Annotated in this window: 23 protein-coding genes; 11 read left to right on the top strand and 12 right to left on the bottom strand. The window is 68.2% G+C overall.

All coding sequences use genetic code 11. The features are described from left to right. Nucleotides 1–14: 14 nt before the first annotated feature. Both lysA and lptM read right to left on the bottom strand, forming a co-directional pair. A complete protein-coding gene (lysA, locus tag ACKTT0_RS09120; RefSeq protein ID WP_407849587.1) occupies nucleotides 15–1307 on the bottom strand; it encodes a diaminopimelate decarboxylase in 1293 nt (430 codons plus the stop codon). After that, nucleotides 1304–1462: an LPS translocon maturation chaperone LptM gene (gene lptM / locus ACKTT0_RS09125; RefSeq protein ID WP_407849588.1), complete on the bottom strand. Its 159-nt coding sequence runs from the start codon at nucleotides 1460–1462 to the stop codon at nucleotides 1304–1306. Before lptM ends, lysA begins: the two co-directional genes overlap by 4 nt. Before the next feature lie 55 nt (nucleotides 1463–1517). Here lptM and cyaY point away from each other — a divergent pair, with 55 nt between their 5' ends. Beyond that, nucleotides 1518–1847 carry an iron donor protein CyaY gene (cyaY, locus tag ACKTT0_RS09130; protein ID WP_028355413.1) on the top strand — a complete coding sequence of 110 codons (330 nt, stop codon included), beginning with the start codon at nucleotides 1518–1520 and terminating at the stop codon, nucleotides 1845–1847. A gap of 34 nt (nucleotides 1848–1881) precedes the next feature. On the opposite strand, the gene ACKTT0_RS09135 is transcribed toward cyaY, so the two are convergent. Continuing rightward, nucleotides 1882–4344, bottom strand: a complete 2463-nt coding sequence (locus ACKTT0_RS09135; protein WP_407849589.1) for a penicillin-binding protein 1A — start codon at nucleotides 4342–4344, stop codon at nucleotides 1882–1884. A 114-nt stretch (nucleotides 4345–4458) separates the two neighbouring features. On the opposite strand from ACKTT0_RS09135, the gene ACKTT0_RS09140 reads away from it, so the two are divergent. From ACKTT0_RS09140 to ACKTT0_RS09150, 3 genes are read left to right on the top strand one after another with little or no spacing between them, the layout of a single operon-like run. Continuing rightward, on the top strand, nucleotides 4459–5094 hold the full coding sequence (locus tag ACKTT0_RS09140) for a shikimate kinase (RefSeq protein WP_407849590.1): 636 nt from the start codon (nucleotides 4459–4461) through the stop codon (nucleotides 5092–5094). Beyond that, on the top strand, nucleotides 5081–6157 hold the full coding sequence (gene aroB, locus ACKTT0_RS09145; RefSeq protein ID WP_407849591.1) for a 3-dehydroquinate synthase: 1077 nt from the start codon (nucleotides 5081–5083) through the stop codon (nucleotides 6155–6157). Before ACKTT0_RS09140 ends, aroB begins: the two co-directional genes overlap by 14 nt. Nucleotides 6158–6179: 22 nt before the next feature. Then, nucleotides 6180–7304, top strand: coding sequence for a deoxyguanosinetriphosphate triphosphohydrolase (locus tag ACKTT0_RS09150; protein ID WP_407852400.1), 1125 nt, complete (start codon nucleotides 6180–6182; stop codon nucleotides 7302–7304). Between the two features lie 7 nt (nucleotides 7305–7311). Here ACKTT0_RS09150 and ACKTT0_RS09155 read toward each other — a convergent pair whose 3' ends face one another. Next, nucleotides 7312–7971, bottom strand: coding sequence for a glutathione S-transferase family protein (locus tag ACKTT0_RS09155; RefSeq protein WP_407849592.1), 660 nt, complete (start codon nucleotides 7969–7971; stop codon nucleotides 7312–7314). A gap of 79 nt (nucleotides 7972–8050) precedes the next feature. Beyond that, a complete protein-coding gene (locus tag ACKTT0_RS09160) occupies nucleotides 8051–8755 on the bottom strand; it encodes an RraA family protein (protein ID WP_407849593.1) in 705 nt (234 codons plus the stop codon). 220 nt (nucleotides 8756–8975) lie between these two features. On the opposite strand from ACKTT0_RS09160, the gene ACKTT0_RS09165 reads away from it, so the two are divergent. Next, nucleotides 8976–10481: an amidase gene (locus tag ACKTT0_RS09165; protein ID WP_407849594.1), complete on the top strand. Its 1506-nt coding sequence runs from the start codon at nucleotides 8976–8978 to the stop codon at nucleotides 10479–10481. Nucleotides 10482–10489: 8 nt separating this feature from the next. Here ACKTT0_RS09165 and ACKTT0_RS09170 read toward each other — a convergent pair whose 3' ends face one another. Continuing rightward, on the bottom strand, nucleotides 10490–11839 hold the full coding sequence (locus ACKTT0_RS09170; RefSeq protein ID WP_407849595.1) for a citrate synthase family protein: 1350 nt from the start codon (nucleotides 11837–11839) through the stop codon (nucleotides 10490–10492). Here ACKTT0_RS09170 and ACKTT0_RS09175 point away from each other — a divergent pair. Continuing rightward, the gene (locus tag ACKTT0_RS09175) at nucleotides 11799–12986 is read left to right on the top strand and encodes a mandelate racemase/muconate lactonizing enzyme family protein (RefSeq protein WP_407849596.1); all 1188 of its coding nucleotides are present in this window, start codon (nucleotides 11799–11801) and stop codon (nucleotides 12984–12986) included. The two genes, ACKTT0_RS09170 and ACKTT0_RS09175, sit on opposite strands and share 41 nt — an antisense overlap. Before the next feature lie 25 nt (nucleotides 12987–13011). Further along, complete coding sequence (locus tag ACKTT0_RS09180; protein WP_407849597.1) at nucleotides 13012–13983, top strand: tripartite tricarboxylate transporter substrate binding protein; 972 nt, start codon at nucleotides 13012–13014, stop codon at nucleotides 13981–13983. An 18-nt stretch (nucleotides 13984–14001) separates the two neighbouring features. Here the strand turns inward: ACKTT0_RS09180 and uvrA are convergent, their stop codons facing one another. Beyond that, on the bottom strand, nucleotides 14002–16848 hold the full coding sequence (uvrA, locus tag ACKTT0_RS09185) for an excinuclease ABC subunit UvrA (protein WP_407852401.1): 2847 nt from the start codon (nucleotides 16846–16848) through the stop codon (nucleotides 14002–14004). Nucleotides 16849–16935: 87 nt separating this feature from the next. On the opposite strand from uvrA, the gene ACKTT0_RS09190 reads away from it, so the two are divergent. Both ACKTT0_RS09190 and ssb read left to right on the top strand, forming a co-directional pair. Beyond that, the gene (locus tag ACKTT0_RS09190) at nucleotides 16936–18120 is read left to right on the top strand and encodes an MFS transporter (RefSeq protein ID WP_407849598.1); all 1185 of its coding nucleotides are present in this window, start codon (nucleotides 16936–16938) and stop codon (nucleotides 18118–18120) included. Between the two features lie 232 nt (nucleotides 18121–18352). Continuing rightward, a complete protein-coding gene (ssb, locus tag ACKTT0_RS09195) occupies nucleotides 18353–18862 on the top strand; it encodes a single-stranded DNA-binding protein (protein WP_094808061.1) in 510 nt (169 codons plus the stop codon). Between the two features lie 88 nt (nucleotides 18863–18950). On the opposite strand, the gene ACKTT0_RS09200 is transcribed toward ssb, so the two are convergent. Together ACKTT0_RS09200 and ACKTT0_RS09205 are read right to left on the bottom strand one after the other, a co-directional pair. Then, the gene (locus ACKTT0_RS09200; RefSeq protein ID WP_407849599.1) at nucleotides 18951–19694 is read right to left on the bottom strand and encodes an anti-sigma factor family protein; all 744 of its coding nucleotides are present in this window, start codon (nucleotides 19692–19694) and stop codon (nucleotides 18951–18953) included. Further along, nucleotides 19691–20206, bottom strand: coding sequence for a sigma-70 family RNA polymerase sigma factor (locus tag ACKTT0_RS09205; RefSeq protein ID WP_407849600.1), 516 nt, complete (start codon nucleotides 20204–20206; stop codon nucleotides 19691–19693). Before ACKTT0_RS09205 ends, ACKTT0_RS09200 begins: the two co-directional genes overlap by 4 nt. A gap of 210 nt (nucleotides 20207–20416) precedes the next feature. Here ACKTT0_RS09205 and ACKTT0_RS09210 point away from each other — a divergent pair, with 210 nt between their 5' ends. Both ACKTT0_RS09210 and ACKTT0_RS09215 read left to right on the top strand, forming a co-directional pair. Continuing rightward, nucleotides 20417–21520 (top strand): catalase family peroxidase, encoded by a 1104-nt coding sequence (locus ACKTT0_RS09210; RefSeq protein WP_407849601.1) that lies wholly within the window; start codon nucleotides 20417–20419, stop codon nucleotides 21518–21520. Further along, complete coding sequence (locus tag ACKTT0_RS09215) at nucleotides 21517–22062, top strand: cytochrome b (RefSeq protein ID WP_407849602.1); 546 nt, start codon at nucleotides 21517–21519, stop codon at nucleotides 22060–22062. Before ACKTT0_RS09210 ends, ACKTT0_RS09215 begins: the two co-directional genes overlap by 4 nt. Before the next feature lie 56 nt (nucleotides 22063–22118). Here ACKTT0_RS09215 and ACKTT0_RS09220 read toward each other — a convergent pair whose 3' ends face one another. The 3 genes from ACKTT0_RS09220 to ACKTT0_RS09230 form a co-directional block, all read right to left on the bottom strand. Next, nucleotides 22119–22805, bottom strand: a complete 687-nt coding sequence (locus ACKTT0_RS09220; protein WP_407849603.1) for a FadR/GntR family transcriptional regulator — start codon at nucleotides 22803–22805, stop codon at nucleotides 22119–22121. A 114-nt stretch (nucleotides 22806–22919) separates the two neighbouring features. Further along, nucleotides 22920–23888, bottom strand: a complete 969-nt coding sequence (locus tag ACKTT0_RS09225) for a Bug family tripartite tricarboxylate transporter substrate binding protein (protein WP_407849604.1) — start codon at nucleotides 23886–23888, stop codon at nucleotides 22920–22922. A 28-nt stretch (nucleotides 23889–23916) separates the two neighbouring features. After that, on the bottom strand, nucleotides 23917–25068 hold the full coding sequence (locus ACKTT0_RS09230) for a mandelate racemase/muconate lactonizing enzyme family protein (protein ID WP_407849605.1): 1152 nt from the start codon (nucleotides 25066–25068) through the stop codon (nucleotides 23917–23919). Nucleotides 25069–25286: the final 218 nt, after the last annotated feature.

Raw genomic sequence — 25286 nt, forward strand, 5'->3', positions numbered from 1 at the left:
TGGCGTGGCGATTCTCAGGGCAGCGTGGATTCGCCGCGCAAGAGGTCGTCGAGCGTTTCGCGCTGGCGCACGATGTAATGGCGGTCGCCGTCGACCATGACTTCGGCGGCGCGCGGCCGGGTGTTGTAGTTGCTGGCCATGACCATGGCATAGGCGCCCGCCGATTCCAGCGCCAGCACGTCGCCGGCACGCAGCGCCAGCCGGCGCTTGCGCGCCAGCCAGTCGGCGCTTTCGCAGACCGGGCCGACGATGTCGTACTCGGCTGCGTCGCCGGCGCGCGGGACCACTGGCTGCACGCCGTGGTAGGCCTCGTACAGCGCCGGGCGCAGCAGGTCGTTCATGGCGGCGTCCACGATGGCGAAATTGCGGGCGGGCGCGTGTTTCAGGTATTGCACCGTGGTCAGCAGCAGGCCGGCGTTGCCGACCAGCGACCGGCCCGGCTCCAGCACCACGTGCAGGCGTGCCAGGCCGCGCGCCTGCAGCCGTTCGAAGACCTGGTCGAGCAGCGCCTTGGGCGAGGGCGGGGTCTCGTCGGTGTAGCGGATGCCAAGGCCGCCGCCCAGGTCGAGATGCTGGATGGCGATGCCGTTCGCGTCGAGCTGTTGGATCAGGTCGAGCAGCTTGTCGAGGGCGTCGAGGTACGGGCTGATGTCGGTGAGCTGCGAGCCGATGTGGCAGTCGACACCGACCACTTCCAGGCCCGGCAGCGCCGCGGCGCTGCGATAGGCGTCGAGCGCGGACTCGATGGCGATGCCGAACTTGTTTTCCTTGAGGCCGGTGGAAATGTACGGGTGCGTCTGCGCATCGACGTCGGGATTGACGCGCAGCGAGACCCGGGCGCGCCGTCCCATGGACTGCGCGACTTCGGACAGGCACTGCAGTTCGGCCTGCGACTCGACGTTGAAGCACTTGACGCTGGCTTCGAGCGCGGCGCGCATTTCCCAGGCCTGCTTGCCCACGCCGGAGAACACCACCTTGGCCGGATCGCCGCCGGCCGCCAGCACCCGCTTCAGTTCGCCGCCCGACACGATGTCGAAGCCGGCGCCCAGGCGGGCGAATTCCTTCAGCACCGCCAGGTTGGAATTGGCCTTCATGCCATAGCACACCAGTACCGGGCGGTCGCCGATGGCGTCGCGGTACGATTGCCACGCCTGGACCAGCGCCGCGCGGGAATAGACATACAGCGGCGTGCCGAGTTGGCCGGCCAGGGCGTCGAGCGGGACGTTCTCGGCGTGCAGCGTGCCGTTCTGGAAACGGAAATGCGGATGGCCGGCCAGTTCGGGCCGTGCGGGGGCGGGGGCGGTCATGGAAGGGTGGTGGTGGGAGGAATGGGGGGCGGCTGGTGCTGTTCGGGCTGCGCGGGCGCGTCGCCTTCGGGCGGCGGCAGGTACAGCGGCCCCTTGAAGCCGCACGCGGCAACCAGGCCGGTTGCCGCCAGCGTGGCTACAATGCGTAAAGCCATGCGGCTGCGTGCCAAATGGAACACTCGAAACTCCGTAATTCTTGCAGGTTCGATTATGACTGAAACCGAATTCCTTGCGTTGGTCGACCAGGTACTCGACAGCATCGAGAGCCAGGCCGACGACTGGGCGGCTTCGCTGGACGTCGATGTCGAGGCCAGCCGCAGCGGCAACGTGCTGACGCTGGTCTTCGAGGACGGCACGCATGTGGTCGTCAACAGCCAGGCGGCCATGCAGGAAATCTGGGTGGCCGCGCGCAGCGGCGGTTTCCATTACCGCTACGACGGCCAGCACTGGAACGATACCCGCGGCGGCCCCCCGCTGCCCGATGCGCTGTCGCAGATCTGCTCCGAGGCCGCGGGCGTGCCGGTGAGCCTGCGGTTGTAACAGGTAACCCGGGGCGCCACGGCGACCCCCGGGCTCAGAACGGAATCTGCTGCGACCAGGGCGTCTGCTTGTCGGGGTTCAGGTTCGGCGCGGCGCGAATGCTGTTGTCGCCGCCGCCATTGCCGATCAGGTCGTTCAGGAAATCTCCCAACTGGTCTTCCGCGGGGGCGGCGGGTTCGGACAGCCCGAGCCGCGCCACCGCCTGCCCGGGCGGGAATTCCGAGAAATAAAAATCGCCCCGCTCGACCAGCAGCCCCTCGGGCCGCGGGCGTTGTTTCTGTTCGGGCACGCCCTTGAGCATGTCGGACATGTAGTCCAGCCAGATCGGCATGGCGATGCCGCCGCCGGTTTCGCGCGAACCCAGCGATTTCGGCTGGTCGAATCCCATCCACGCCGTGGCGACCAGCGAGGGCGTATAGCCCGAGAACCAGGCGTCCACCGATTCGTTGGTGGTGCCGGTCTTGCCGGCGATGTCGGAACGCTTGAGCGAGGCGCGCGCCCGCGCCGCGGTGCCGCTGGTCGCCACGCCGCGCAGCATGTCGTCCATGACCCAGGCGGTGCGCGGATCGATCGCGCGCGCCGAGGCGTCGCCGGCCACGATGGGCTTGGATTGCATCAGGACCTTGCCGGAGGTGTCGGTGACGCGTTCGATGAGGTAGGGCGCGATGCGATAGCCGCCATTGGCGAACACCGCGTAGGCTCCGGCCAGTTGCAGCGGCGTAACCGAGCCGGCGCCCAGCGCCAGCGGCAGCACCGCGGGCTGGCGGGCTTTGTCGAAGCCGAAGCGGGTCAGGTAGTCTTGCGCATACTGCGGGCCGATGGCTTGCAGGATGCGGATCGAGACCATGTTCTTGGATTTGTACAAGCCTTGCCGCATGGTCAGCATGGGTTCGTACGTATTGCCGTAGTTCTTCGGGTGCCAGGCCTTGGACCCGGTCTGCGCGGCGGTCAGCACGAAGGGCTGGTCGGAGATCTGGGTGGCAGGGGTGAGGCCCCGCTCGAGCGAGGCCGCATAGATGAACGGCTTGATATTCGAACCCGGCTGGCGCCAGGCTTGCGTCACGCGGTTGAACTTGCCGCGGTAGAAATCGAAGCCGCCCACCATGGCGCGGATGGCGCCGTCCTGCGGCGACAGCGCGACGAACGCCGCCTGGACCGACGGCATGTTGATCACTTCCCAGCCGTCGCCGAACTTGTGGATGTACACCACCGAGCCGCGCTTGAGCCGCCGTTCCGCCGGCACCTTGGTGCCCAGCGAGCGGGCCACCACCGCCAGCGCCTTCTTGTCGTCGATGGTGATGAACTCGTTGGCGCTGCGCACCACTTTCACTTCCGTGGGGCTGGCCGACAGCACGACGGCGGTGAGCAGGTCGTCGCTGTCCGGGTACTTCTCGAACACGCCGTCGAGGTAATCGTCCAGCGCCTGCGGATTGTTCTCGATGCCTTCAGGCATGTCGAGCTGTTCTTCGGGGCCCGGGTAGTAGGTGCGGCGCGTGTATTGCAGCACGCCGTCGCGCACCGCGTGGTAGGCCGATTCCTGGTCTTTCGAGTGCACCGTGGTGTAGACGTTGATGCCGCGCGAATAGACGTTGTCCTGGTAGATGCCGTAGAGCAGCTGGCGCGCCAGCTCGGCGACGTACTCGCCGTGGATGGCGTAGCCGCCGGCGGGCGTGCCTTCGGCGGCCTTGAGCACGATGGGTTGCGCCTTGGCCTGTTGATATTCGGTGTCGGTCAGGTAGCCGAGCGAATGCATCCGGCCCAGCACATAATGCTGGCGCAGCTCGGCGCGCGGCCGGTTGGCGATGGGATTGAAGCGCGACGGCGCTTTCGGGATGCCGGCCAGCATGGCGGCCTCGGCGGCGGTGACCTGGGACACGGGCTTGCCGAAATAGCGGCGCGAGGCGGCCGCGAAGCCGTATGAGCGATGACCCAGGTAGATCTGGTTCATGTAGAGCTCGAGGATCTGGTCCTTGGTGAGCTCGGATTCGATCTTGAAGGTCAGCAGCAGCTCATAGAACTTGCGCGAGTAGGTTTTCTCGGAGCTGAGGTAGAAATTGCGCGCCACCTGCATGGTGATGGTGCTGGCGCCCTGCGACTTGGACATGCTCAGCAGGTTGGCCAGGCCGGCGCGCACCACGCCGGCCCAGTCGATGCCGCCATGCTGGTAGAAGCGGTCGTCTTCGGCGGCCAGCACCGCCGACTTCATCACATCGGGAAACTCATTGATGCGCAGCACATTGCGGCGTTCTTCGCCGAATTCGCCGATCAGCACGTGGTCGGCGGTATAGACCCGCAGCGGTACGCGCGGCCGGTAGTCGGTCATGGCGTGCAGGTCGGGCAGGTTGGGCCAGGCCAGCGCCAACGCCATGCCGCCCAGCAAGACGCCACACAGCGCCAGGCCGCCAAAGAAAATGCCCGTTTTGACGAAAAACCGTAAAACAGGTGATCCGCTCTTGGGGACTGGGGCTTTTTTGGAAGAATTCTGCGACTTGCTCATCGCGGCGATTTTACGGGTATCTGTAGACACGCTTGACCGTCGCATCCGGGTTTCTGTAACAAATTCGTTCAATGTGGTAAGCGGGCAACTAGCAGGCGATGGGATAATGCGTGCATGAGTGAATGCACGAATTCAGCGCCCGCGCCCCGCCCCGGCACGGACGAGACCGCTTGCGCGGCTGCCCCGGCCGCCGTGCCCGCGGGCGCCGGCCTGCCGCATGATTTGCCCATTTTCCTGGTGGGCATGATGGGCGCCGGCAAGACGACCATCGGCCGCGGCCTGGCGCGCGCGCTGGGGCGCGAATTCATCGACCTGGACCACGAGCTGGAATCGCGCTGCGGTGTCCGCGTGCCGGTCATTTTCGAGATCGAGGGCGAAGGCGGCTTTCGCAAGCGCGAAGCGGCCGCGCTGGATCACTGCACGCAGCGGCGCGGCATCGTGCTGGCCACCGGCGGGGGCGCCGTGCTGGCGCCGGAAAACCGCCGCCTGCTGCGCCAGCGCGGCGTGGTGGTGTACCTGCGGGCCAGTGTCGACGAGCTGTTCCGACGCACCAGCCGCGACCGCAACCGCCCGCTGCTGGCCAACCCCGACCCGCGCGGCACCCTGCGCGACCTGATGACCAGGCGCGAGCCCTTGTACGAAGAAGTCGCCGACCTTATCGTCGACACCGGCACCATGCCGGTGGCGCACTTGGTCAAATCGCTGCTGCCGCTGCTGCAAGCCTACGAGAAACCCCATGACCGTTGTTGACGTCGACACCCCGGGCGGGCGCTACCCGATCCGCATCGGCCCGGGCCGCCTGGATGCCCTGGACCAGGCCATTCCAGCCGACGCTACCGCTATCGCGGTGGTCACCAACCCGACTGTCGCGGCCCTGTATGGCGAACGCGCCGAGGCCGCCCTGGCGCGCACCGGCCGCCGCGTGCTGCGCATCGAGCTGCCCGACGGCGAAGCCCACAAGGACTGGCAGACCCTCAACCTGATCTTCGACGCGCTGCTGGAAAACCGCCTCGATCGCCGCGCCGTGCTGGTGGCCCTGGGCGGCGGCGTGATCGGCGACATGACCGGTTTCGCGGCCGCCGTCTACATGCGCGGCATCCGTTTCGTGCAGGTGCCCACTACGTTGCTGGCGCAGGTCGATTCGTCGGTGGGGGGCAAGACGGCGGTGAACCACCCGCTGGGCAAGAACATGATCGGCGCCTTCTACCAGCCGGTGGCGGTCGAGATCGACACCGACGTGCTGGGCACGCTGCCGGCGCGCGAAGTGTCGGCCGGGCTGGCCGAAGTGATCAAGTACGGGCTGATCCTGGATGCCGATTTCTGGGCCTGGTGCGAGACCAATGCCGCGGCCCTGCGCGCGCTCGACCCCGCCGCCCTGTCCCACGCGATACGCCGTTCATGCGAGCTGAAGGCGCAGGTGGTCGGCAAGGACGAGCGCGAGTCCGGCCTGCGCGCCATCCTGAACCTGGGCCACACCTTCGGCCATGCCATCGAATCGGGCCTGGGCTATGGCGAGTGGCTGCACGGCGAGGCCGTGGGCTGCGGCATGGTGCAGGCCGCCGAACTGTCGGCCGAGGTCGCCGGCTTTCCGCCCGCCGATGTAGGGCGCGTGCGCGACCTGGTCGGCGCCATAGGCTGCCCGGTCGTGGCGCCCGACCTGGGCGCGGACCGCTGGCTGGCCCTGATGCAGGTGGACAAGAAAACCGAGGGCGGCGAGATACGCTTCGTATTGATGCCGCGCATCGGCCAGGCCCTGACCCGGGCCGCGCCCCTGGATGCGGTGCGCGCGGTACTGGCCCGCACCGTGCAATGACCAAGGAGGGACGATGCCGCCGATGAACGACCTGGCCTGCTATGCATCCGATCCCTCCAGCACACGCGGACGCCGGCACGCCGAGCCACCCCCCCAGAACCGCACCGAATTCCAGCGCGACCGCGACCGGATCATCCATTCCACCGCGTTTCGCCGGCTGGAATACAAGACCCAGGTGTTCGTCAACCACGAAGGCGACCTGTTTCGTACCCGCCTCACGCATAGCCTGGAAGTCGCGCAGATCGCACGCACCCTGGCGCGCAGCCTGCGTTTGTCGGAGGACCTGACCGAGGCCATCGCCCTGGCCCACGACCTGGGCCATACGCCGTTCGGGCATGCCGGGCAGGATGAGCTCAATGCCTGCATGCGCGAGCTGGCCCCGCAGGCCGGCGGCTTCGAGCACAACCTGCAAAGCCTGCGCGTGGTCGACGAACTGGAAGAGCGCTATGCCGAATTCAGCGGCCTGAACCTGTGCTTCGAGACGCGCGAAGGCATCCTGAAGCACTGCTCGGCCGCCCATGCCCGGCAGCTGGGCGACGTGGGCGAGCGTTTCCTGAACCGCACCCAGCCGTCGCTGGAGGCGCAGGTGGCCAACCTGGCCGACGAGATCGCCTACAACAACCACGACATCGATGATGGTTTGCGTTCCGGGTTGATCACGCTGGAACAAATGCAGGAGGTGGCCATCTTCGCGCGCCACTACGCCGAAGTGGCCGAGCGCTATCCGCAGCTGGCGGCGCGGCGCGCCATCGCGGAAACGGTACGGCGCATGATCAACACCCTGATCGTCGACCTGACCGCCACCTCCCTGCAGCGCATTGCCGACGCTGCCCCGGCCGACGCCGAGGCGGTGCGCCGCGCGCCGCCGCTGGCGGGATTTTCGGACGGCGTGCGGCGCGAGGCCGACGAACTGAAGCGGTTCCTGTTCGACAACCTGTACCGCCACTATCGCGTCGTGCGCATGACCACCAAGGCGCGCCGCATCGTGCGCGAACTGTTCCAGGCCTTCCTGGCCGACCCGCGCCTGCTGCCGCCCGACCACCAGCGCGACGCGCCGCAGCAGGCCCGCGCCATCGCCGACTACATCGCCGGCATGACGGACCGCTATGCGATCCGGGAGCACCGGCGGCTGTTCGAGATGGGGTAGGGCTTGTTCAGCGGTGCGTGCGGTACGGCTCGTCGTCCGGCACGAACATTCCTTCGGCGCATGCGTCGCGGGTCCATTCCTGCATGGCCGGCAAGGCCAGCACGGCATCCATGTATTCGCGCACCGCGCCGGCGGCGGGCACTCCGTAGGTGGTGAAGCGCGACACCACCGGGGCATAGAAGGCGTCGGCGGCCGAGAATTTGCCGAACAGGAACGGGCCGTCCTGGCCGAACTCGGCGCGCGTGTCGTGCCAGATGGCCTGCACGCGCGAGATGTCGCCTTGTGCGGCCGAGTAATCGATGCCGGACAGCGTGGCCTCGATATTCATGGGCAGCACCTGGCGCAATTGGCCGAAGCCGCTGTGCATTTGCGCGGCCAGCGAGCGCGCGCGGGCGCGGGCATGCGGATGGGCGGGCCACAGGCCGGCTTCCGGGTGACGCTCGGCCGCATATTCGCAGATGGCCAGCGAATCCCACACGGCGAAGTCGCCGTCCAGCAGCACCGGCACCAGGCCGGCTGGCGTGATGCCGCCCAGGCGTTCGGCGAATTCGGGAGTGAACAGGCCGAGCTTCTGCTCGCTGAACGGGATGCCGGTCGCGCGCAAGGCCAGCCAGGCGCGCAGGGACCAGGACGAGTAGTTCTTGTTGCCGATGATGAGGGTGTACATGGCGAGGACACGGGTAGGGAAAGGGCCTCGCCAGTCTACCGCGTATTGCTGCGTTGCAATATCCCCTGCCAGCGCGGCGCTACACCGGCAGGCCCTTCTGCCGCAAGATGCGCATGAAACGCTCGGCGTCGGGCCGGCCGCTGCTGTTCTGCAGGCGTATGGCGCTCTCGCGGTCGAGCTGGGCCGCCACCTTGTCCCGCAGCCAGCCCAGGTCGGCCTGGCCGATGACCACTATCCCGTCGGCATCGCCCACCACGAGGTCGCCCGGCTGGACTGCCATGCCCGCGCAGGCGATCGGGACATTGATCTCGCCGGGGCCGTCCTTGCTCGGGCCGCGCGGCGTGTGGCCGCGCGCGTATACGGGCATGCGGCCGTCCGCCCAGCTGGCGGTGTCCCGGATGGCGCCGTCGATCACGAAGCCGCCCAGTTGCAAGGCGATGGCGGTCGTGCGCATGAGGTCGCCCACCAGCGCCTGGGACAGATCCGCGCCGCCATCGATCACGATCACGTCGCCTGCGCGTGCGGCCAGCATGGCCGCGTGGATCATCAGATTGTCGCCCGGCCGCACGCGGACGGTGAGCGCCGGGCCGCACAGCGGCGCGCCCGCGCCGTGGTAGGCGCGCAGGCCGACACTGCCGACGCTGCGTCCCAGGCAGTCCGCGATGCACGCGGCGGGCACGTTGCGGAAAAAGGCCAGGGTGTCCGGCGAAGGCGGTGGGACGCGAGCGTGCCAGCGATAGCCGGGGGGCCATGCGGCCGGCGTCGTCGATGTGGTTGCGATCATGGTTTCTTCCATGGGGATCAATGCGAAGTTGGCCGTGTTCGGTTGCGATTGTGGGGCCGGGGTGTGCCGGCGTCTACGTTGCTTCGACGAATCAACGTAGACGCGTCGCGGCGGGTATCGGATGATGCGTTCCACACAAGCCGCGCGACGCGGCAAGACAAGGGGACCCACCATGGCCACGGCCGCAAAGACACTCACGACGCTATCCTTCGCATTCATCATGTCCATCAGCACTATTGAATCCGCACGCGCGACAGACCTGGCCAGCGCCTCGATCGAGGATGTCCGGCGCCTGCTGGCGGCGAAGCAGTTGAGCTGCCTCGAGATCGCACAAGACGCATTGCGCCGCATCCAGCGGCTGGACCACAGGCTCAAGGCGTTCATCGCCGTCAACCCGTCGCTATTGGACGATGCCAGGCGCCTGGATGCCATGCGCGAGGCGGGCGACGTGAGGCCGCTGCATTGCGTCACCGTGGCGGTGAAAGACAATATCGACGTGCGGGGCCTGGCCACCACCGGCGGGTCGGTCCTGCTGCGCGGCAATCGGCCGGCACAGGATGCCACGGCCGTGCAACGCCTGCGCGACGCGGGGGCGCTGATCATCGGCAAGACCAATCTGGACGAATTGGCCGTGGCGGGCAGTACCATCAGCTCGCTGGGGCAGCAGACACGCAATGCGTACGATCTTGAACGGTTTGCCGCGGGCTCCAGCGGCGGATCCGCCGTGGCCGTCGCTACGGGCATGGCGGCCTGCGCGCTCGGGACGGAAACCGTGAACTCGCTGCGCAACGCGGCCAGCTCGGCCGGCGTGGTGGCGGTGCGCAGCACGCACGGTGTAGTCAGCCGTCATGGCAGCATTCCCTTGTCGACAACCATGGATGTCGTGGGGCCGATCTGCCGCTCGGTCGGCGATGCCATCCGGATCCTGGCGGTCATCAGCGGGCGCGATCTGCGCGACCCGGCCACGGTCGGCAGCGAGGGACTCGAGCGCGCCATCGCGCCGGGCACGATCCACCCGGCCGACCTGCGCACCGTGAAGCTGGGGGTGCTGGCCAACTTGTTCGGCGAGGATGCCGAGCACGAGGCGGTCAATGGCGTCATGGCGCACGCACTGGATACCCTGCGCGCTGCCGGCGTGCGAACTGTCGATATCGCCGACCGGGAATTCGACTCGGACCAGAGCAGCCGGCGGCTGAACGTCAGCAACTATGAGTTCCGGCCGTTGTTCGAGGCATACCTGTCCGGCATCGGGCCGATTGCCGGCCTGGCTACGCTGCAGGATTATTACGCCGCGCGCCGGTTTCCGGAGTCGACCATGCTGAAGTTCCTGACCAACGCGGTCACATGGAAGGATCCGCTGGACATGCCGGAATACCTGGCCGCGCTGCAGTATCGCCAGGCCATGCGCGCCAAGCTGCTGGCCTTGATGGACGAGCATGGCTTGGATGCGCTGGTGTACCCCGCGCAGAAAAGGCCGCCGCTGAAAACCGGCGACACTCCGCGTCCCGAACGCAACGGCATTTTCGCTTCGGCACTGGGCTTTCCCGCCATCGATCTTCCCGCCGGGTATGCGGACGGCGGCGGGTCCGCGCCGGTCGGCCTGCCTATCGGTATGGACCTGCTCGGCAGGCCCCGCCAGGATGCGCGCCTGCTGGGCCTGGCCCTGGCCGTCGAGCGCGCGCTCGGGCCGCGGCGAGCGCCCGCCATGGCCGGCGAGGGCCGCTAGGGGCGGAGCTAGTCCGGCACATACTGGGCGCGGGGGCGAATCAGGAACGGCGAGGCGTACTGCTCCAGCGCGTGGGCATTCCAGCCCGCCACGCGGGCCACGATGAAGATCGCCTGGCACGTGTCCGCCGGCAGCTTCAGTATGTGCGCCATCGCCGCCAGCGCGAAGTCGTTCTTGGGCAACAACCCATGGTCTGCACGGACCGCCAGCAGGAACGAGTCGATCGCCGACATTTCCGGCCCGGCGGCAGCCTGCCTCAGGTCGGCCAGGATGGCGATCGCCCGCGGGTCGCCCTTGGGGTAAAGCGGGTGGTTGAACCCTGGCATCGCGTCGTCGATGCGCGCCGGCGGGTCCGCCTTGAGCACTTGCCCGATCAGGCGGTAGGCGCGCGAGAAATTGGCGTGCTTGGCGCCGCTGGCCGCGCAGCAGCCGGCCAGGGCCGCGGCATAAGGGTTCGCCATGGTCGAGGCCGTGCATCTGACCACAAAACTCGATGGGTTGAGTTCGTGGTCCGCGTGCAGGACCAGGGCGCGCCGGATGATCTGCGCATGCGCGGGCGGCAGGCCCCAGGCGTGCGCGAGGCGTTCGTGCGCCAAGGCTGCGCTGGCGCGCGACTGCGTGGCCAGCGCCACGGCGGCGCGAAAAATCGTGGTCGCCTGCGCGACGAGCGGCGCGTAGGTGTACGCGGTATCCGTGGCGGCCGCACGGTTCATCTGCGCGAGCAGCCATGCCGCGAAGCGTGCCGCGAACGGCTGGCCGTCGGCGCGTGAATCGGGCAGACCGGCCGGCGCGGCGTCTGGCAATCGATCGACCTTCCAGAGCAGTGCGGCCGTGTCTTCCAGCGTGGCTGTCTTACTGAGCTGGATTGCATCGATACCGCGAAACCATGGCCGACCACCGCGGATGGCACACACGTGGCTTTCCAGCACGGGCAGGCCGAAATCCAGCGACGCGCGCGCCACATTCCTGGGGCTGCGGCCGCGGTCCCGGCGGCGCACGTAATCGGCGATCTCGGCCCGGTTGAACAGGCTGGCGCCGGTTTCCGGATCCAGTATGCGGCCGACTTTCCCCCGGCTGATATAGGCGTACAGCGTGCGTAGCGAAACCCCCAGCATTTGCGCTGCCTGTCGCGAGCTGATCAGCGGATTTTCGTCTTGTTCCGCGTGGCTGTGGTTTTTCATGAGTTGATTCGAGGAATCTACGTTGACCGGGAAAACCGCGCCGATATTATCTTTGCCCATGGCCTGGCAATGTCTGCGAGGCATGAGAAAGCGCGGCGCATGCCGCCGAGGTGCATGAATGTCTGAGCATTTGAGTATGGATGATCCGGTGGCCGTTGCCAACGACAGCCGCGTCATCGAAGTCAGCCTGCACGGCGTGGGCGCCACGCCCCGTTCCAACTGGCTGTTCCTGAAGCTGGCGATGGACGACGGGCATGTGGGTTGGGGCGAATTGAGCCTGCGCGGGCACGAGGCCATTCTCGATGCCATATTGCAGCGGTTGATTCCGGCGATCGAAGACCAGACGCTGGATAGCCTGCGCGGCATGCGCGCGGCTTTCCCCGGCCTGCCTTGCGGCCGCGCGGGCAATGCCGTGCTCAGCGCGCTCGACCAAGCCTGCACGGACCTGGCCGGCCAGTATCGGGGGGTGCCGATTCACCGTCTCTGGGGCGCGGCGGGACGGCACCCGCTGCCTGCCTATGCCACCGTCAATCGCAGTATCCGGGAGCGCACGCCAGCCGGCTTTGCCGATGCCTGTAAAGCCGCGGTGGATGCCGGCTTCAAGGGGGTCAAGGTGATGCCGCTAGATGCGGTCACGCCCGCGACGGCAGGATCGGAATCGGGGCGGCGGGAAGTGCGCGCGGCGGTGCAGCGCCTGGCGGCCGTGCGGGCTGCCATCGGGTCGGAGGTGTCATTGATGGCGGATTGCCATTGGCGGCTGGATGAAAAGACGGCGCGCGATTTCCTGGACGCGGCCGCCGAGCTGCGGCTGCACTGGTTGGAATGCCCGGTGCCGGAATCGCATGAATGGCATGAGGCGATCGCGCGGCTGCGCCAGTATGCGAACCAGCGCGGGGTGCTGCTGGCCGGCGCCGAGAACGTCGTCGGCGCATCGGGCGCAGCGCCGTTCATCGTCGGCGGCCTGTACGACGTGGTCATGCCCGACATCAAGTACTGCGGCGGCTATGCCGAATTCGCGCGCATCGCCAGCCTGGCGGCGCGACATGGCGTGGCGGTGTCCCCGCACAATCCGTCCGGACCGGTTGCGCACGCGCACACGATCCATGTCTGCGCCGCCCTGGGCGTGACGCAGCCGGTGGAGCAGCAGTTTGCCGAATCCGCGCTGTTCGATGCTTGTGTCGCCGGCGAACCCGCGCCGTTCCTGGCAGGGGCGTTCCTGCCGCCGGCCGGCCCAGGCCTGGGAATCGCCGTCGACCCGGTCGTCGTGCAGGCGAACCCCGCCGGCGAAAGCGCTATTTCCATGCGCGACCCGAGCTTTGCCTGAGCGCCCATTTCCTGGAGATCAACTGATGAACCAACGTCGGCGTTTTATTGCTGCGTCCTTGTCGCTGGCCGCCGGCGCGGCCGTCCGGCCCGCGTTCGCCGCCGCGAAGTTTCCCGAACGGCCCGTGCGGCTGGTGGTGCCCTACGCGCCGGGCGGCGGCTCCGACGCGCTGGGACGTGTCGTGGCCCACGCGATGGGCCAGCGCCTCGGAGTCAGCATGGTGGTGGAGAACCGCGGCGGCGCGGGCGGCGCAATGGGGCTGGAAATGGTCGTACGCGCCGCGCCGGATGGCTATACGCTGGTGCTGCTGTCGACCTCGCACGCTTCCAATGGCGCCGTCATGAAGCTGAACTACGACGTCGTCAAGGATACGCGTGCCATCGGTCTCATCGCATCGGGCCCGTGGGTGCTGGTGACCAACAAGGCCACCGGCATCGCCAGCCTGGACGACTTGCTGCGCCTGGCGCGCGAGCAGCCTGACGCGCTCAACTACGCGAGCTCGGGCACCGGCTCGTCGACGCACCTGGCGACCGAGCTGTTCGCGCAGAAGGCGGGCATCCGGGTGTCTCACATTCCCTATCGCAGTTCGGGCCTGGCGCTGACCGACCTGCTGGCCAACCGCATCCAGTTCATGCTGGCCAGCGCCGCGTCTGTGACGTCTTATGTGCGCGACGCGATGCTGCTGCCGTTGTGTGTTTCCACGGCGAAGCGTTCGCCGTTTCTGCCCGACGTGCCGACCGCCCAGGAAGCCGGGGTGGCGGGCTTCGCCGAGGAGCTGTGGCACGGCCTCGCGGCGCCGGCCGGTACGCCCGAGGAGGCGGTACAGGTGCTGAACCAGGCATTGGCGCAGGCCCTGCAGGATGCCGAACTGCGCGCGCAATTCGCGCGGGAGGGACTGCAGCCCCGGCCGTCGACGCCGCAGGCATTCGCCCAGCTTGTCGAGGCCGATGTAGCGGCGTGGGCCGATATCGCCGCCAAGGCGAACCTCGCGATGTAGGGGTTGCCCGCGGCCGGGCTAGCGGCGCAATACCCGCCCCAGATAGTGCCCGGTATGGCTGTCCGGATTGGCCGCGACGTCTTCCGGCGTGCCGGTGGCGACCACCCGGCCGCCGCCGTCGCCGCCTTCCGGCCCCATGTCCACGACCCAGTCGGCAGTCTTGATGACGTCCAGGTTGTGCTCGATGACCAGCACCGTGTTGCCGCTGTCGACCAGCTGGTTCAGCACCTGCAGCAGCATTTCGATGTCGCGGAAATGCAGGCCGGTGGTGGGCTCGTCCAGGATGTACAGCGTGCGGCCGGTGCTGCGGCGCGACAGTTCCTGCGACAGCTTGACCCGTTGAGCTTCGCCGCCGGACAGCGTGGTGGCGCTCTGTCCCAGGCGGATATAGGACAGCCCGACGTCGATGAGCGTGTGCAGCTTGCGCGCGACGGCGGGCACCGATTCGAAGTATTCGAGCGCCTGCTCGACGGTGAGGTCCAACACCTCGCTGATGTTGCGGCCGCGGTAGCGTATTTCCAGCGTTTCGCGGTTGTAGCGCTTGCCGTGGCAGACGTCGCACGGCACGTACATGTCCGGCAGGAAGTGCATTTCGACCTTGACCACGCCATCGCCCTGGCAGGCTTCGCAGCGGCCGCCCTTGACGTTGAAGCTGAAGCGGCCGGGGTCGTAGCCGCGTGCGCGGGCTTCGGGCACCCCCGCGAAGAGTTCGCGGATGGGCGTGAACAGGCCCGTGTAAGTGGCCGGGTTGCTGCGTGGCGTGCGGCCGATGGGGCTCTGGTCGACGCTGATGATCTTGTCGAAATGCTCGAGCCCGTTGATCGACACGAACGGCGCGGGCTCGGCCTGGGCGTGGTGCAGCTGGCGCGCCACGGCGGTGGCCAGCGTGTCGTTGACCAGGGTGGATTTGCCCGAGCCGGACACCCCGGTCACGCATACCAGGCGTCCGGCCGGGATGCGCAGGTCGACAGTCTTGAGGTTGTTGCCGCTGGCGCCTTCCAGCACCAGCCAGGGCTGCTCGGCGGAAACGGCGCGGCGCTTGGGCACTGGAATTTCGCGGCGGCCGCTCAGGTACTGGCCGGTGAGCGAGGCCGGGTCTTCCTGCACGGCGGCGGGCGTGCCCTGGGCGACCACCTGCCCGCCGTGCTCGCCCGCGCCGGGGCCCATGTCCACCACCCAGTCGGCCAGCCGGATCATGTCCTCGTCGTGTTCGACCACGATGACGCTGTTGCCGAGGTCGCGCAGGTGCTGCAGGGTGCCGATCAGGCGGTCGTTGTCGCGCTGGTGCAGGCCGATGGAGGGTTCGTCCAGCACATACATGACGCCGGTCAGGCCCGAGCCGATCTGGCTGGCCAGGCGGATGCGCTGCGCCTCGCCGCCGGAGATGGTGTCGGCGCTGCGGTCCAGCGACAGGTAGTTGAGCCCCACATTGTTCAAGAAGCTCAGGCGCGCCTCGATCTCGCGCACGATGCGCTGGGCGATTTCCTGCTTGGAGCCGGTCAGTGCCAGCGCCTGGAACCACGCCAGGCAGTCCGACAGCGGCATCGCCTCGACTTCGTAGATGGCCTGGCCGCGCCGTTCGCCCTCGCGCGGGTCGTCGCCGATGAGCACGTGGCGCGCCTCGGCGCGCAGGCGCGAGCCGCCGCAGTCGGGGCAGGTCTTGATGTTGCGGTACTTGCCGAGCTCTTCGCGCACGGTGGCCGAATCGGTTTCGCGCCAGCGCCGTTCCAGGTTGGGAATGACCCCTTCGAACGTATGCCGCTTGACCGTGCTGCGGCCCTTTTCGTTGATATACACGAAGGCGATTTCCTCGGCGCCGGAACCGTACAGCACCTTGTGCCGGACGTCTTCGGGCAGGTCCTCGAACGGCGTCTCGATGTCGAAGTCGTAGTGCGCCGCCAGGCTGGTCAGCAGCGAGTGCGTGAACGCGTTGCGGCGGTCCCAGCCGCGGATCGCGCCGGCCGCCAGGCTGAGCTCGGGGAAGGCCACCACCCGCTTCGGGTCGAAGAACCCCACCTGGCCGATGCCGTCGCAGGTCGGACAGGCGCCCATCGGGTTGTTGAAGCTGAACAGGCGCGGTTCGAGCTCGGGCAGGCTGTGGCTGCATACCGGGCAGGCATAGCGGCTGGAGAACACCTGCTCGCGGCCGCTGTCCATGTCCAGCGCGACGGTGCGGCCGTCGGCCAGCTGCATGGCGGTCTCGAAGCTCTCGGCCAGGCGCTGCTTGCTTTCCGGCTTGATGCGCAGGCGGTCGATGACTACGTCGATGTCGTGTTTCTCGCTTTTCTTCAGCGGCGCCATTTCGGCGATTTCCTGCATCTGGCCGTCCACGCGCAGCCGCACGTAGCCCTGCGCCTGCAGGCTGGCGCATTCGTCCTCGAAGCTGCCCTTGCGGGCCCGCGCGATGGGCGCCAGCACGGCCAGCCGCGTATCGGCGGGCCAGGCCAGCACGGCGTCGACCATCTGGCTGACGCTCTGCGCCTGCAGCGGCAGCCCGTGGTCGGGGCAATAGGGCGTGCCGACGCGCGCGTACAGCAGCCGCAGGTAATCGTGGATTTCGGTAATGGTGCCGACGGTGGACCGCGGGTTGTGGCCGGCGGCTTTCTGCTCGATGGAGATGGCCGGCGACAGGCCTTCGATCAGGTCGACATCGGGCTTGTCCATCAATTGAAGGAACTGGCGCGCGTAGGCCGACAGGCTTTCCACGTAGCGGCGCTGGCCTTCGGCATAGAGCGTGTCGAACGCCAGCGACGACTTGCCCGAGCCGGACAGGCCGGTCACCACCACCAGCTTGTGGCGAGGCAGGTCGAGCGAGACGTTCTTGAGGTTGTGGGTGCGCGCACCCCGAATGCGTATCGCGTCCATCGGGCTTGTAAGCGGTTTCAAAGGCCAACTTGGTACTATAGCGCGCCGAGCCTTTTCCCGTATGGCCCCCCGAATCTACCTTTTTGCATGCCGGCTGATACGAAACTCAAATTGACCCCATCCGAACGGCGCGCCAGCATTGCCCTGGCGGGGCTGTTTGCCTGCCGGATGCTGGGCCTGTTCCTGTTGTTGCCGGTGTTCGCGGTCGCCGCGCGCGGCCTGCCGGGCGGCGACGACCCCGCGCGGGTCGGCCTGGCGCTGGGCATGTATGGCCTGACCCAGGCCTTCATGCAGATTCCCTTTGGCCTGGCGTCGGACCGCTGGGGCCGCCGGCCGGTGGTCATCGCCGGCCTGCTGCTGTTCGTGGCGGGCAGCATCGTCTGCGCGCTGGCGCAGGACGTCTACTGGATCACCATCGGCCGCGCCATCCAGGGCGCCGGCGCGATTTCCGCCGCTGTCACGGCCTGGCTGGCCGACGCCACCCGCGATGAAGTGCGCACCCGCGCCATGGCCATGGTGGGCGGGTCGATCGGCCTGTCCTTCGCCGCCTCGCTGGTGCTGTCGCCCCTGCTGGTGGGCTGGTGGGGCCTGGCGGGCCTGTTCTGGACCATCGCCTGCCTGGGCGTGGCGAGCCTGGCGGTGGCGCGCTGGGTGGTGCCGGTGGTGCCGCGCACCGAGGCGCGCAGCATGAACAATGCGGGGCCGCGCCAGGTGCTGGCCCACGCCGACCTGCTGCGCCTGAATTTCGGCGTGTTCGTCCTGCACTGCACCCAGGTGGCGCTGTTCGTGGTGGTGCCCGCCCTGCTGGCCCATGCCGGCGGCCTGGCGGCGCAGGAGCTCTGGAAGGTCTACCTGCCGATTATCGTGGTGTCGTTCGTATTGATGGTGCCGGTCATTTTCGTGGCCGAGCGGCATCGGGCCCATCGCGGCGCCCTGCGCGCCGCCGTCGCCGGCCTGATCGTCGTGTGCGCCCTGCTGCCGGCCGCCAGCCACGGTTTCTATACCCTGGCCATCGTGATGACGGCCTTTTTCGTGGTTTTCAACATCCTGGAGGCCCTGCAGCCCTCGCTGGTGTCGCGCGTGGCCCCGGCGCAGTACAAGGGCCTGGCCCTGGGCTTCTACAACACCGCCCAGGCCGCCGGCCTGTTCTGCGGCGGCGCGCTGGGCGGCTGGCTGGCCGCCCATGCCGGGGCGGACGCGGTGTTCCTGGGGGCGGCGGCGCTGGCAGCCGTCTGGCTGGCGGTGACCTGGGCCCTCAAGCCGCTGTCCTGAGGGCCGCAGTACGGGGCCGCGCCGGGCGCCTTTTTGTCGCGCCGCCGGTTTTCGTAGCGGTCGATTTTCGCGGATAATAGGGGCATCCACTCGGTTTTTGCCTGCCCGCCGGTCGTTATTCCCGATGACCGGCGTGTTTGTTGGAACCGGTCTTGAATCATCGTTTTAGGGTGCTTGCCTGCGCGGCCGTCCTTGCGCGGACGGGCGGGCCCGCCACCAGAGGAATATCGCCATGGCATCGGTCAATAAAGTCATTCTCGTCGGCAACCTGGGGCGCGACCCCGAAGTGCGCTACAGCCCCGACGGCGCGGCGATCTGCAACGTCTCCATCGCCACCACCTCCCAGTGGAAGGACAAGGCCACCGGCGAACGCCGCGAAGAAACCGAGTGGCACCGCGTGGTCATGTACAACCGCCTGGCCGAGATTGCCGGCGAATACCTGAAGAAAGGCCGTTCGGTGTACATCGAGGGCCGCCTGAAGACCCGCAAGTGGCAGGACAAGGAAACTGGCGCCGACCGCTACAGCACCGAGATCGTCGCCGACCAGATGCAGATGCTGGGCGGCCGCGACAGCGGCGGCGAGGGCGGGGGCGGCTACGGCGGCGGCGGTTACGACGACGCGCCGCGCCAGCAGCGCGCCCCGGCGCAGCGGCCCGCCGCGCAGCGCCCGGCTCCGGCGGCGGCTCCCGCCGCGGGCGGCGCGGCCAACCTGGCCGACATGGACGACGACATTCCGTTCTGACGCGCGCTGGCGCGCATGGCCCGCAAACCCTGGCTTGCCCGCATGGCGAGCCAGGGTTTTTTCATTGTGCGCGGCCTCGTGACCGGCTTCACACCTGGCCGGCGGCCGGGGTCTGCGGGGCCGCCGGGCCATCGTCAGGGCCGACCAGCGCGTAGTTGTAGCCCTGGTCCGACCAATAGCGGGCCAGCAGGTCGCCATCGCGCCGGCTGCCTTGCGCCAGCAGTTGCTTGCCGGGGCCGGGCGGGCGGATGTAGAACGTGGCGCGCTGGCCGGCGTTTTCGTAAATGACGATGGCGGCCGGCCCCTGGTCGGTGGCCAGCAGGCGCGCCGCGACCGGCCGGAAGCCATTGGCGCTCAGGTCGGGCAGGCGCTGGGCGTGCGCGAAATAATCGTCCAGCCAGGCCTGCAGATTGCCCGTATCGGCGCGCACGTCCGGTCGCGGCGCATCGGCCGAGGCGAACAGGCGATAGGCTTGCACCGCGTCCTGCATGGGCAGCATCCGGCTCGCCAGCACGGTGTCGCGCACACCCCAGCCCGCCATGCCCCCGATGGCCAGCGCCGCGGCCAGGCTGGCCGCCATGGCCAGCCTGCGCCGCGAACCGGCGCGCAGGCGCGCGCGCACCGCGGCGGGATCCAGGGCCGGGTTGGGAGGCAGGCGTTCCTGGTCGGCGAGCATGCGCAGCCGCTCGGCGTCGCGCGACCAGGCGGCGAGTTCTTCCGCCTCTTCGGGATGGGCCCGCAGGTAGGCTTCCATGGCCTGCCGCCCGGCGTCGTCGAGTTTGCCATCCACGAACGCGTTGCGCGCCGCGTCGTCTATCGGGCGTTGGTTCATTTCAATATCCTCAGGTGGGCCGCGCCGGCTTGTCCCTCGTTCAAGCCCCGCAATGCGCTGCGCGCACGCGACAGGCGCGACATGACCGTGCCCAGCGGCACCTCGAACAGATCGGCCACCGCCTTGTAGCTCAGGCCTTCCACACAGACCAGCCACAGCAGGGTGCGCTGGGCTTCGGGCAGGAGTTCGAAGGTCGCCAGCGAGGCGCGCGCGAGGGCCTGGCGCTCGGTCGAGGGCGCCGCGGCATCGGCGCCGGCAAACCATTCGAGCAGCCGCGAGTGGCGCCGCGTGCGGCGTTGGGAATCCAGGAACTGGCGGTACAGGATGGTGAACAGCCAGGCCCGGATATCGCCTTGCGGGCGGCGGCTGCCCCACCGCGTCAAGGCGCGCTCCAGGGTGGCCTGCACCAGGTCGTCGGCCGTCGCGGGGTCGCGGGCCAGGCGCAGGGCGAACCGCCGCAGCCGCGGCAATAGCTGGCGCAGGACGGCATCGGACAACTCATCCGCGGGCATGGTGTCGTCATCGGTGGGTGCCGGGGCTGACACAGGCAAGGGTACCGGTCGAATCATGGGGAATGTTCCTGTCCAGGCCAGCGCCACGACGCGGCAAATAACAGGCCAATATCGTAAGACGCCGCCCGGGCCAGTTTATTCCCGAGGGAATAATCGTTTTGGCCGGCCGTCTTACCCAGGTATTCAACGCCCTCACGGCCAAGGAGCCTTATGTCGGAAGGACCCCAACGCGATGCCCGGGCGCTCGGTGCCGGGCAACTCTGCCTGCGCCTGGGCGCGATCGGCGCCATTGTCCTGGCATCGGGCGCCGCATTCGCCTTCGTGGGCGGCTGGCTGGACCCGCAACGCCTGACCCCTGACCGCGCGGTCGACGTCCTCGAGGCCAACAGCGGCCGCCATGCCGGCTACCGCCGCAATCATGCCAAGGGAGTCTGTGTCGTCGGCCATTTCGAAAGCAATGGCGCGGCCCAGCGCTGGTCGACGGCCGCCGTGTTCGCCCCCGGCAACACGCCCGTGGTTGGCCGCCTGGCCGTGCCGGGCGGCAACCCGTTCGTCCCGGACTCGAGCGTGCCCATTCGCAGTTTCGCCTTGCGTTTCACTTCGCGCAATGGCGAGCAGTGGCGCACCGGCATGAACAGCATGCCGGTATTCGTGGTGGCCACGCCGCAGGCGTTCTATGAGCAGCAGCTCGCCGCGCGCCCCGACCCCGCCACGGGCAAGCCCGATCCCCGGCGCATCCAGGCATTCTTCGCCGCGCATCCCGAGACGGCGGCTTTCCGCGCCTGGGCCAAGACCGCCAGGCCATCGGCCAGCTATGCCACCGAAAGCTACTACGGCTTGAACGCCTTTTATTTCATCGATGCCCAAGGCAAGCGGCAGCCGGTACGCTGGCGGCTGGCGCCCGTCGACGCGCCGCCGGCCCCGGAAGCCGGGCCGCGGCACGACGGCGATTATCTGCAGGCCGACTTGCAGCAGCGCCTGGCGCAGGGCCCGCTGCGCTGGCGCCTGCTGGTGACGCTGGGCGCGCCCGGCGATCCCACCGGCGATGCGACCCGGCAGTGGCCGGCCGACCGGCCTGTCGTCGACGCGGGCATGGTGGTGATCACGGGTAGCGCGGCGCAGGAGCACGGCGCGTGTCGCGACGTGAACTACGATCCGACCGTGCTGCCGCGCGGAATCGCCATTTCCGATGATCCGCTGTTGCCCGCGCGTTCGGCTGTCTATGCGGCGTCGTACGAGCGCCGCACCAGCGAAGGGCCGCCCGCCGGCGTCCCGGCCTCGCCTGCGACCACCCAACCGGAGCGCGCGCAATGAATCCAGCATCGAATCGATCCGTGGCGGGCTTCGGCTGGTTTGCGCGCCTGCTGCATTGGCTGATGGCTGTGGGCATTCTGGCGATGCTGTTCATCGGCGTCGGCATGGTGGCGTCCGTTTCCGAGCGGCACCAATGGCTGATGCAGGTCCACAAGCCGCTGGGCGTGGCATTGCTGGTGCTGGTGTGCATACGCCTGGCCGCGCGGCTGTACCGGGGGACGCCGGCCCTGCCCGGCGACATGCCGGCCTGGCAACGCCACGCCGCCCATGCCTCGCATGTATTGCTGTACCTGTTGATGTTCGCCATGCCGCTGATCGGATGGGCGATGGTGTCGGCCGGCGGCTATCCGGTCATCGTGGGCGCCTGGCAGCTGCCGCCCATTGCGCCGGCCGATGCGGCGTTGTTCGCCTGGTTGCGCGGCGCGCACCGCTATCTTGCCTTCTTGCTGTTCGCCACCGTGCTGGTGCACTTGGCGGCCGCGCTGTTCCATGGCTGGATACGGCGCGATGGGGTGCTGGCATCGATGACGCGCGGCCGCTGACCGGCCCGCGGGGGCCTGGGTGCGGCCGGCGGGCGCGCATCCGGGCCGCGCGGCTGTCAGCGCCGCAGGGCGGGCCGGCCTGCAGGCTGGGCTGGAGAAATGCGCAGGGCCGATTCGACCCGCCCGATGTGTGCGCTCATGACGCGGCTGGCGCGCTGGGCGTCGCGGGCGCGCAGGCAGTCGAGCAGTTCCCGGTGCTGCAGGTTGGAGACCGCCCCGACGGTGTTGTCGGCGAAGAAGGTTGCGCGGCGGTGCGCCGACATCAGGTAGAACGGGTGCACCATCTGCGTCAGCACCGTATTGTGCGCGGCGCTGAACAAGGCCATGTGGAATTCGTAATCCAGGTCGGCCGTGCGCTCGCCCGAGCCCGCCATGGCTGCGTCGAAGCGGTCGATGACCGCCTGGAGCGCCTGCAGGTCAGCCTCGGTGCGGCGCTCGCAGGCGAGCTGCACTGCCTGGATCTCGACGATGCGGCGGACTTCCAGGGCTTCTTGCAGCTTGTCGGTGGTGAGCTCGATGCCGACTTCGGAAAACAGGCTTAGTGTTTCCAGGCTGACCCGTTCGGGCATGGCTGTCAGGTAGACGCCGGAATTCGGCTTGCGGGTCAGGTAGCGCAGGTTTTCCAGCACCGACAGGGCTTCGCGCACCACCCCGCGGCCCACGCCGAAGCGTTCGGAGAGTTCCCGTTCGGAAGGCAGGCGCTCGCCGGGATCGTAATTGCGCTTCTGGATGAACGCGAGCATTTGCCCGAGTGTGCGGGACGTGAGTTCTTGCTTTTCTGTGGCCATGGTGATCGAAGGGAGAACGCACGCCCGCGCATGGCCGGACCGCCCCGGGCCCGGCCATGCCGGCACCCGCTATTGCTTGGTGAAGATCTTGGGCGCGACCGTATTGAACGTATTTTGGATCGCCAGGGCCTGCTTTTGCAATGTCTCGCCACGCACGTCCGACACTTTCATGCCGAAATCCCGCGCGAACTTCTGGTAGTCGTCGCTGGCGATGGCCTGGGCGAACAGGTCCTCGAGCCGCGTGGCGACCTCGGCGGGCAGGCCCCGCGGGCCGACCAGGTACGACATCTGCTCGAGTTCGCCATAAGGGAATACGTCGATCTGTTTCTCGGCGAAGGTGGGCACCTCGGGCATGATCTGCACGCGCTCGGTCGAGAACACGCCGATGGGCTTGATCAGGCCGGCCTTGATCTGGTTGATGGTCTCGGACGGCTTGAGCACGCCCGCGTCGATCTGCCCGCCGGCCAGGTCCGACAGCACTTTCGAGCCGCCCGTATAGGGAACGTTGACGTATTCCACGCCCACCGTCCTGGCGAGCATCGACGCAAAAGTGTGGTTGACGTTGTTGTTCCCCGGCGTGCCGATGGACACGCCGCCGGCGCGCGATTTCATGAGCTTGACGAAGTCCTCGACGCTGTTGGCCGGGCTGACCTTGGGCACCACCAGGATCAGCTGTTCCACGGTGGTCTGGTTCAGCGCCGTGAACTGGTCCACGCGCAATTTGGTCATGTCCTGCGCGATGACGCCCATCAGCGAGGAAGTTGCCAGGCCGACGGTATAGCCGTCGGGCGCGGCGTTGGCCACTTTGGTCAGGCCGATGGTGCTGGACGCGCCGGGCACGTTCTCGACCACGACGTTGACGCCCGACTTGCCCAGGACTTCCGACAGCTTGCGGCCGGTCAGGTCGACCGAGCCGCCGGGGTTCCATGGCACGACCAGCGTGACCGGACGCGCCGGGAATGCTTCGCCGGCATGGGCGGTGCCCAGCAGGGATGCGGCTGCCAGCGCCGCGATGGCGGCGATACGGCGGGTTTTCATGTGTGTCTCCTCTGGTTGTATGGCGAAATCAGAACTTCACGACATAGCCGGGGCCGTCGATGAAGGGGAACTCCTTGAATACCGACTCATCGATGTCCAGGCCCAGGCCGGGCCGGTCCAGTGGCCGCACCGTGCCGTCGGCGCCGGCGTGGAAGGCCGGGCCGAACATGTCGCGGAACGGGTTGAAGTGCGATACGCAGGCTTCGTAGTAGCCCGCGTTGTCGACCGCCGCGAGCAGGTGCACGCAGGCGGAATGGTTGATGCCGGTGGCCGAGCTGTGCGGATGCACCTTGTAGCCCCAGGCCGACACCAGCGCGGCGATGCGCATGCTTTCGGTAATGCCGCCGGTCTTGGACAAGTCGGGCTGGAAGACCTGGACCGCGCGTTCTTCCAGCAGCTGCGCGAATTCGTAGCGGGTGTAGTGGTTTTCTCCCGCGGCGATGGGCACGCGGCTGCTCATGGCCGCCGCGGCGCGGTAGGCGCCGAAGTTGTCGCAGGCAAACGGTTCTTCCAGCCATCCGACCCGTACTTCCTCGAGCGCCGGCATCAGGCGGCGCACTTCGTCGAGCGAGTACGCGGCATTCACGTCGGTCAGGATGTCGATCTCGTCGCCGATCCGGGCGCGCACGGCACGCAGCCGCGCGCTGTCGTCGGCCACGCTGTCGCCCAGGCGCAGCTTGAGGGCCCGGTACCCGGCCCGGACGTACTGCATGGCTTCGTCGGCCAGCGATTCGGGGGCCTGGTAGCCCAGCGCGATGCCGCCGGCGTAGGCCTTGATGGCCTTGCTGCTGCCGCCCAGCAGCTTATAGAGCGGCTGCCCGCACAGCTTGCCGCGCGCGTCCCACAGTGCCATGTCGATGCCCGACAGCGCCAGCGCGGCGCCGGCGCCCAGCCCGTGGCTGGCCAGCTGCATCTTGTGGATGCGGCTCCAGACACCGCTGGTGTCGAAGGCGTCCATGCCGGTCACCAGGGGCGCCAGCGTGTTGGTGATCAGGCTGGCGACCGCGCCGGGACTGCGGCCGGGGTGCGCTTCACCGTAGCCGACGATTCCGCTGTCAGTCTGCACGCGCACGATGATGGCGTCGCGCTTGATGGTGCGGCCGATGCCCAGCGTTACGGTTTTGCCCTCGGGCAGGCGGAAGGACAGGGGGATGGCTTCAATGGAGATGATTCGGGACATGGCGGCAGGCCTCGCGAGGGCACCTGGGGCAGGCGCAATAAGGTGTTTTCCAAATTGGTAGTACCAAATTGGTACGGTAATAAAGGCCGCTGTGTCGAGCAACCGGGTTTACCCTCGATGCCGGACGCCATGCATGGCGGCCATGCCGGGGCGGGCTTGCCGCGCCATGATCCGCGGCCCAGCCCGCGGCTGCGAGGCGCCGGTGAACGCGTTATGCT

Origin of the sequence: Bordetella saccharivorans, from assembly GCF_045862855.1 — a bacterium.
Lineage (GTDB): Bacteria > Pseudomonadota > Gammaproteobacteria > Burkholderiales > Burkholderiaceae_B > Bordetella_A > Bordetella_A petrii_F.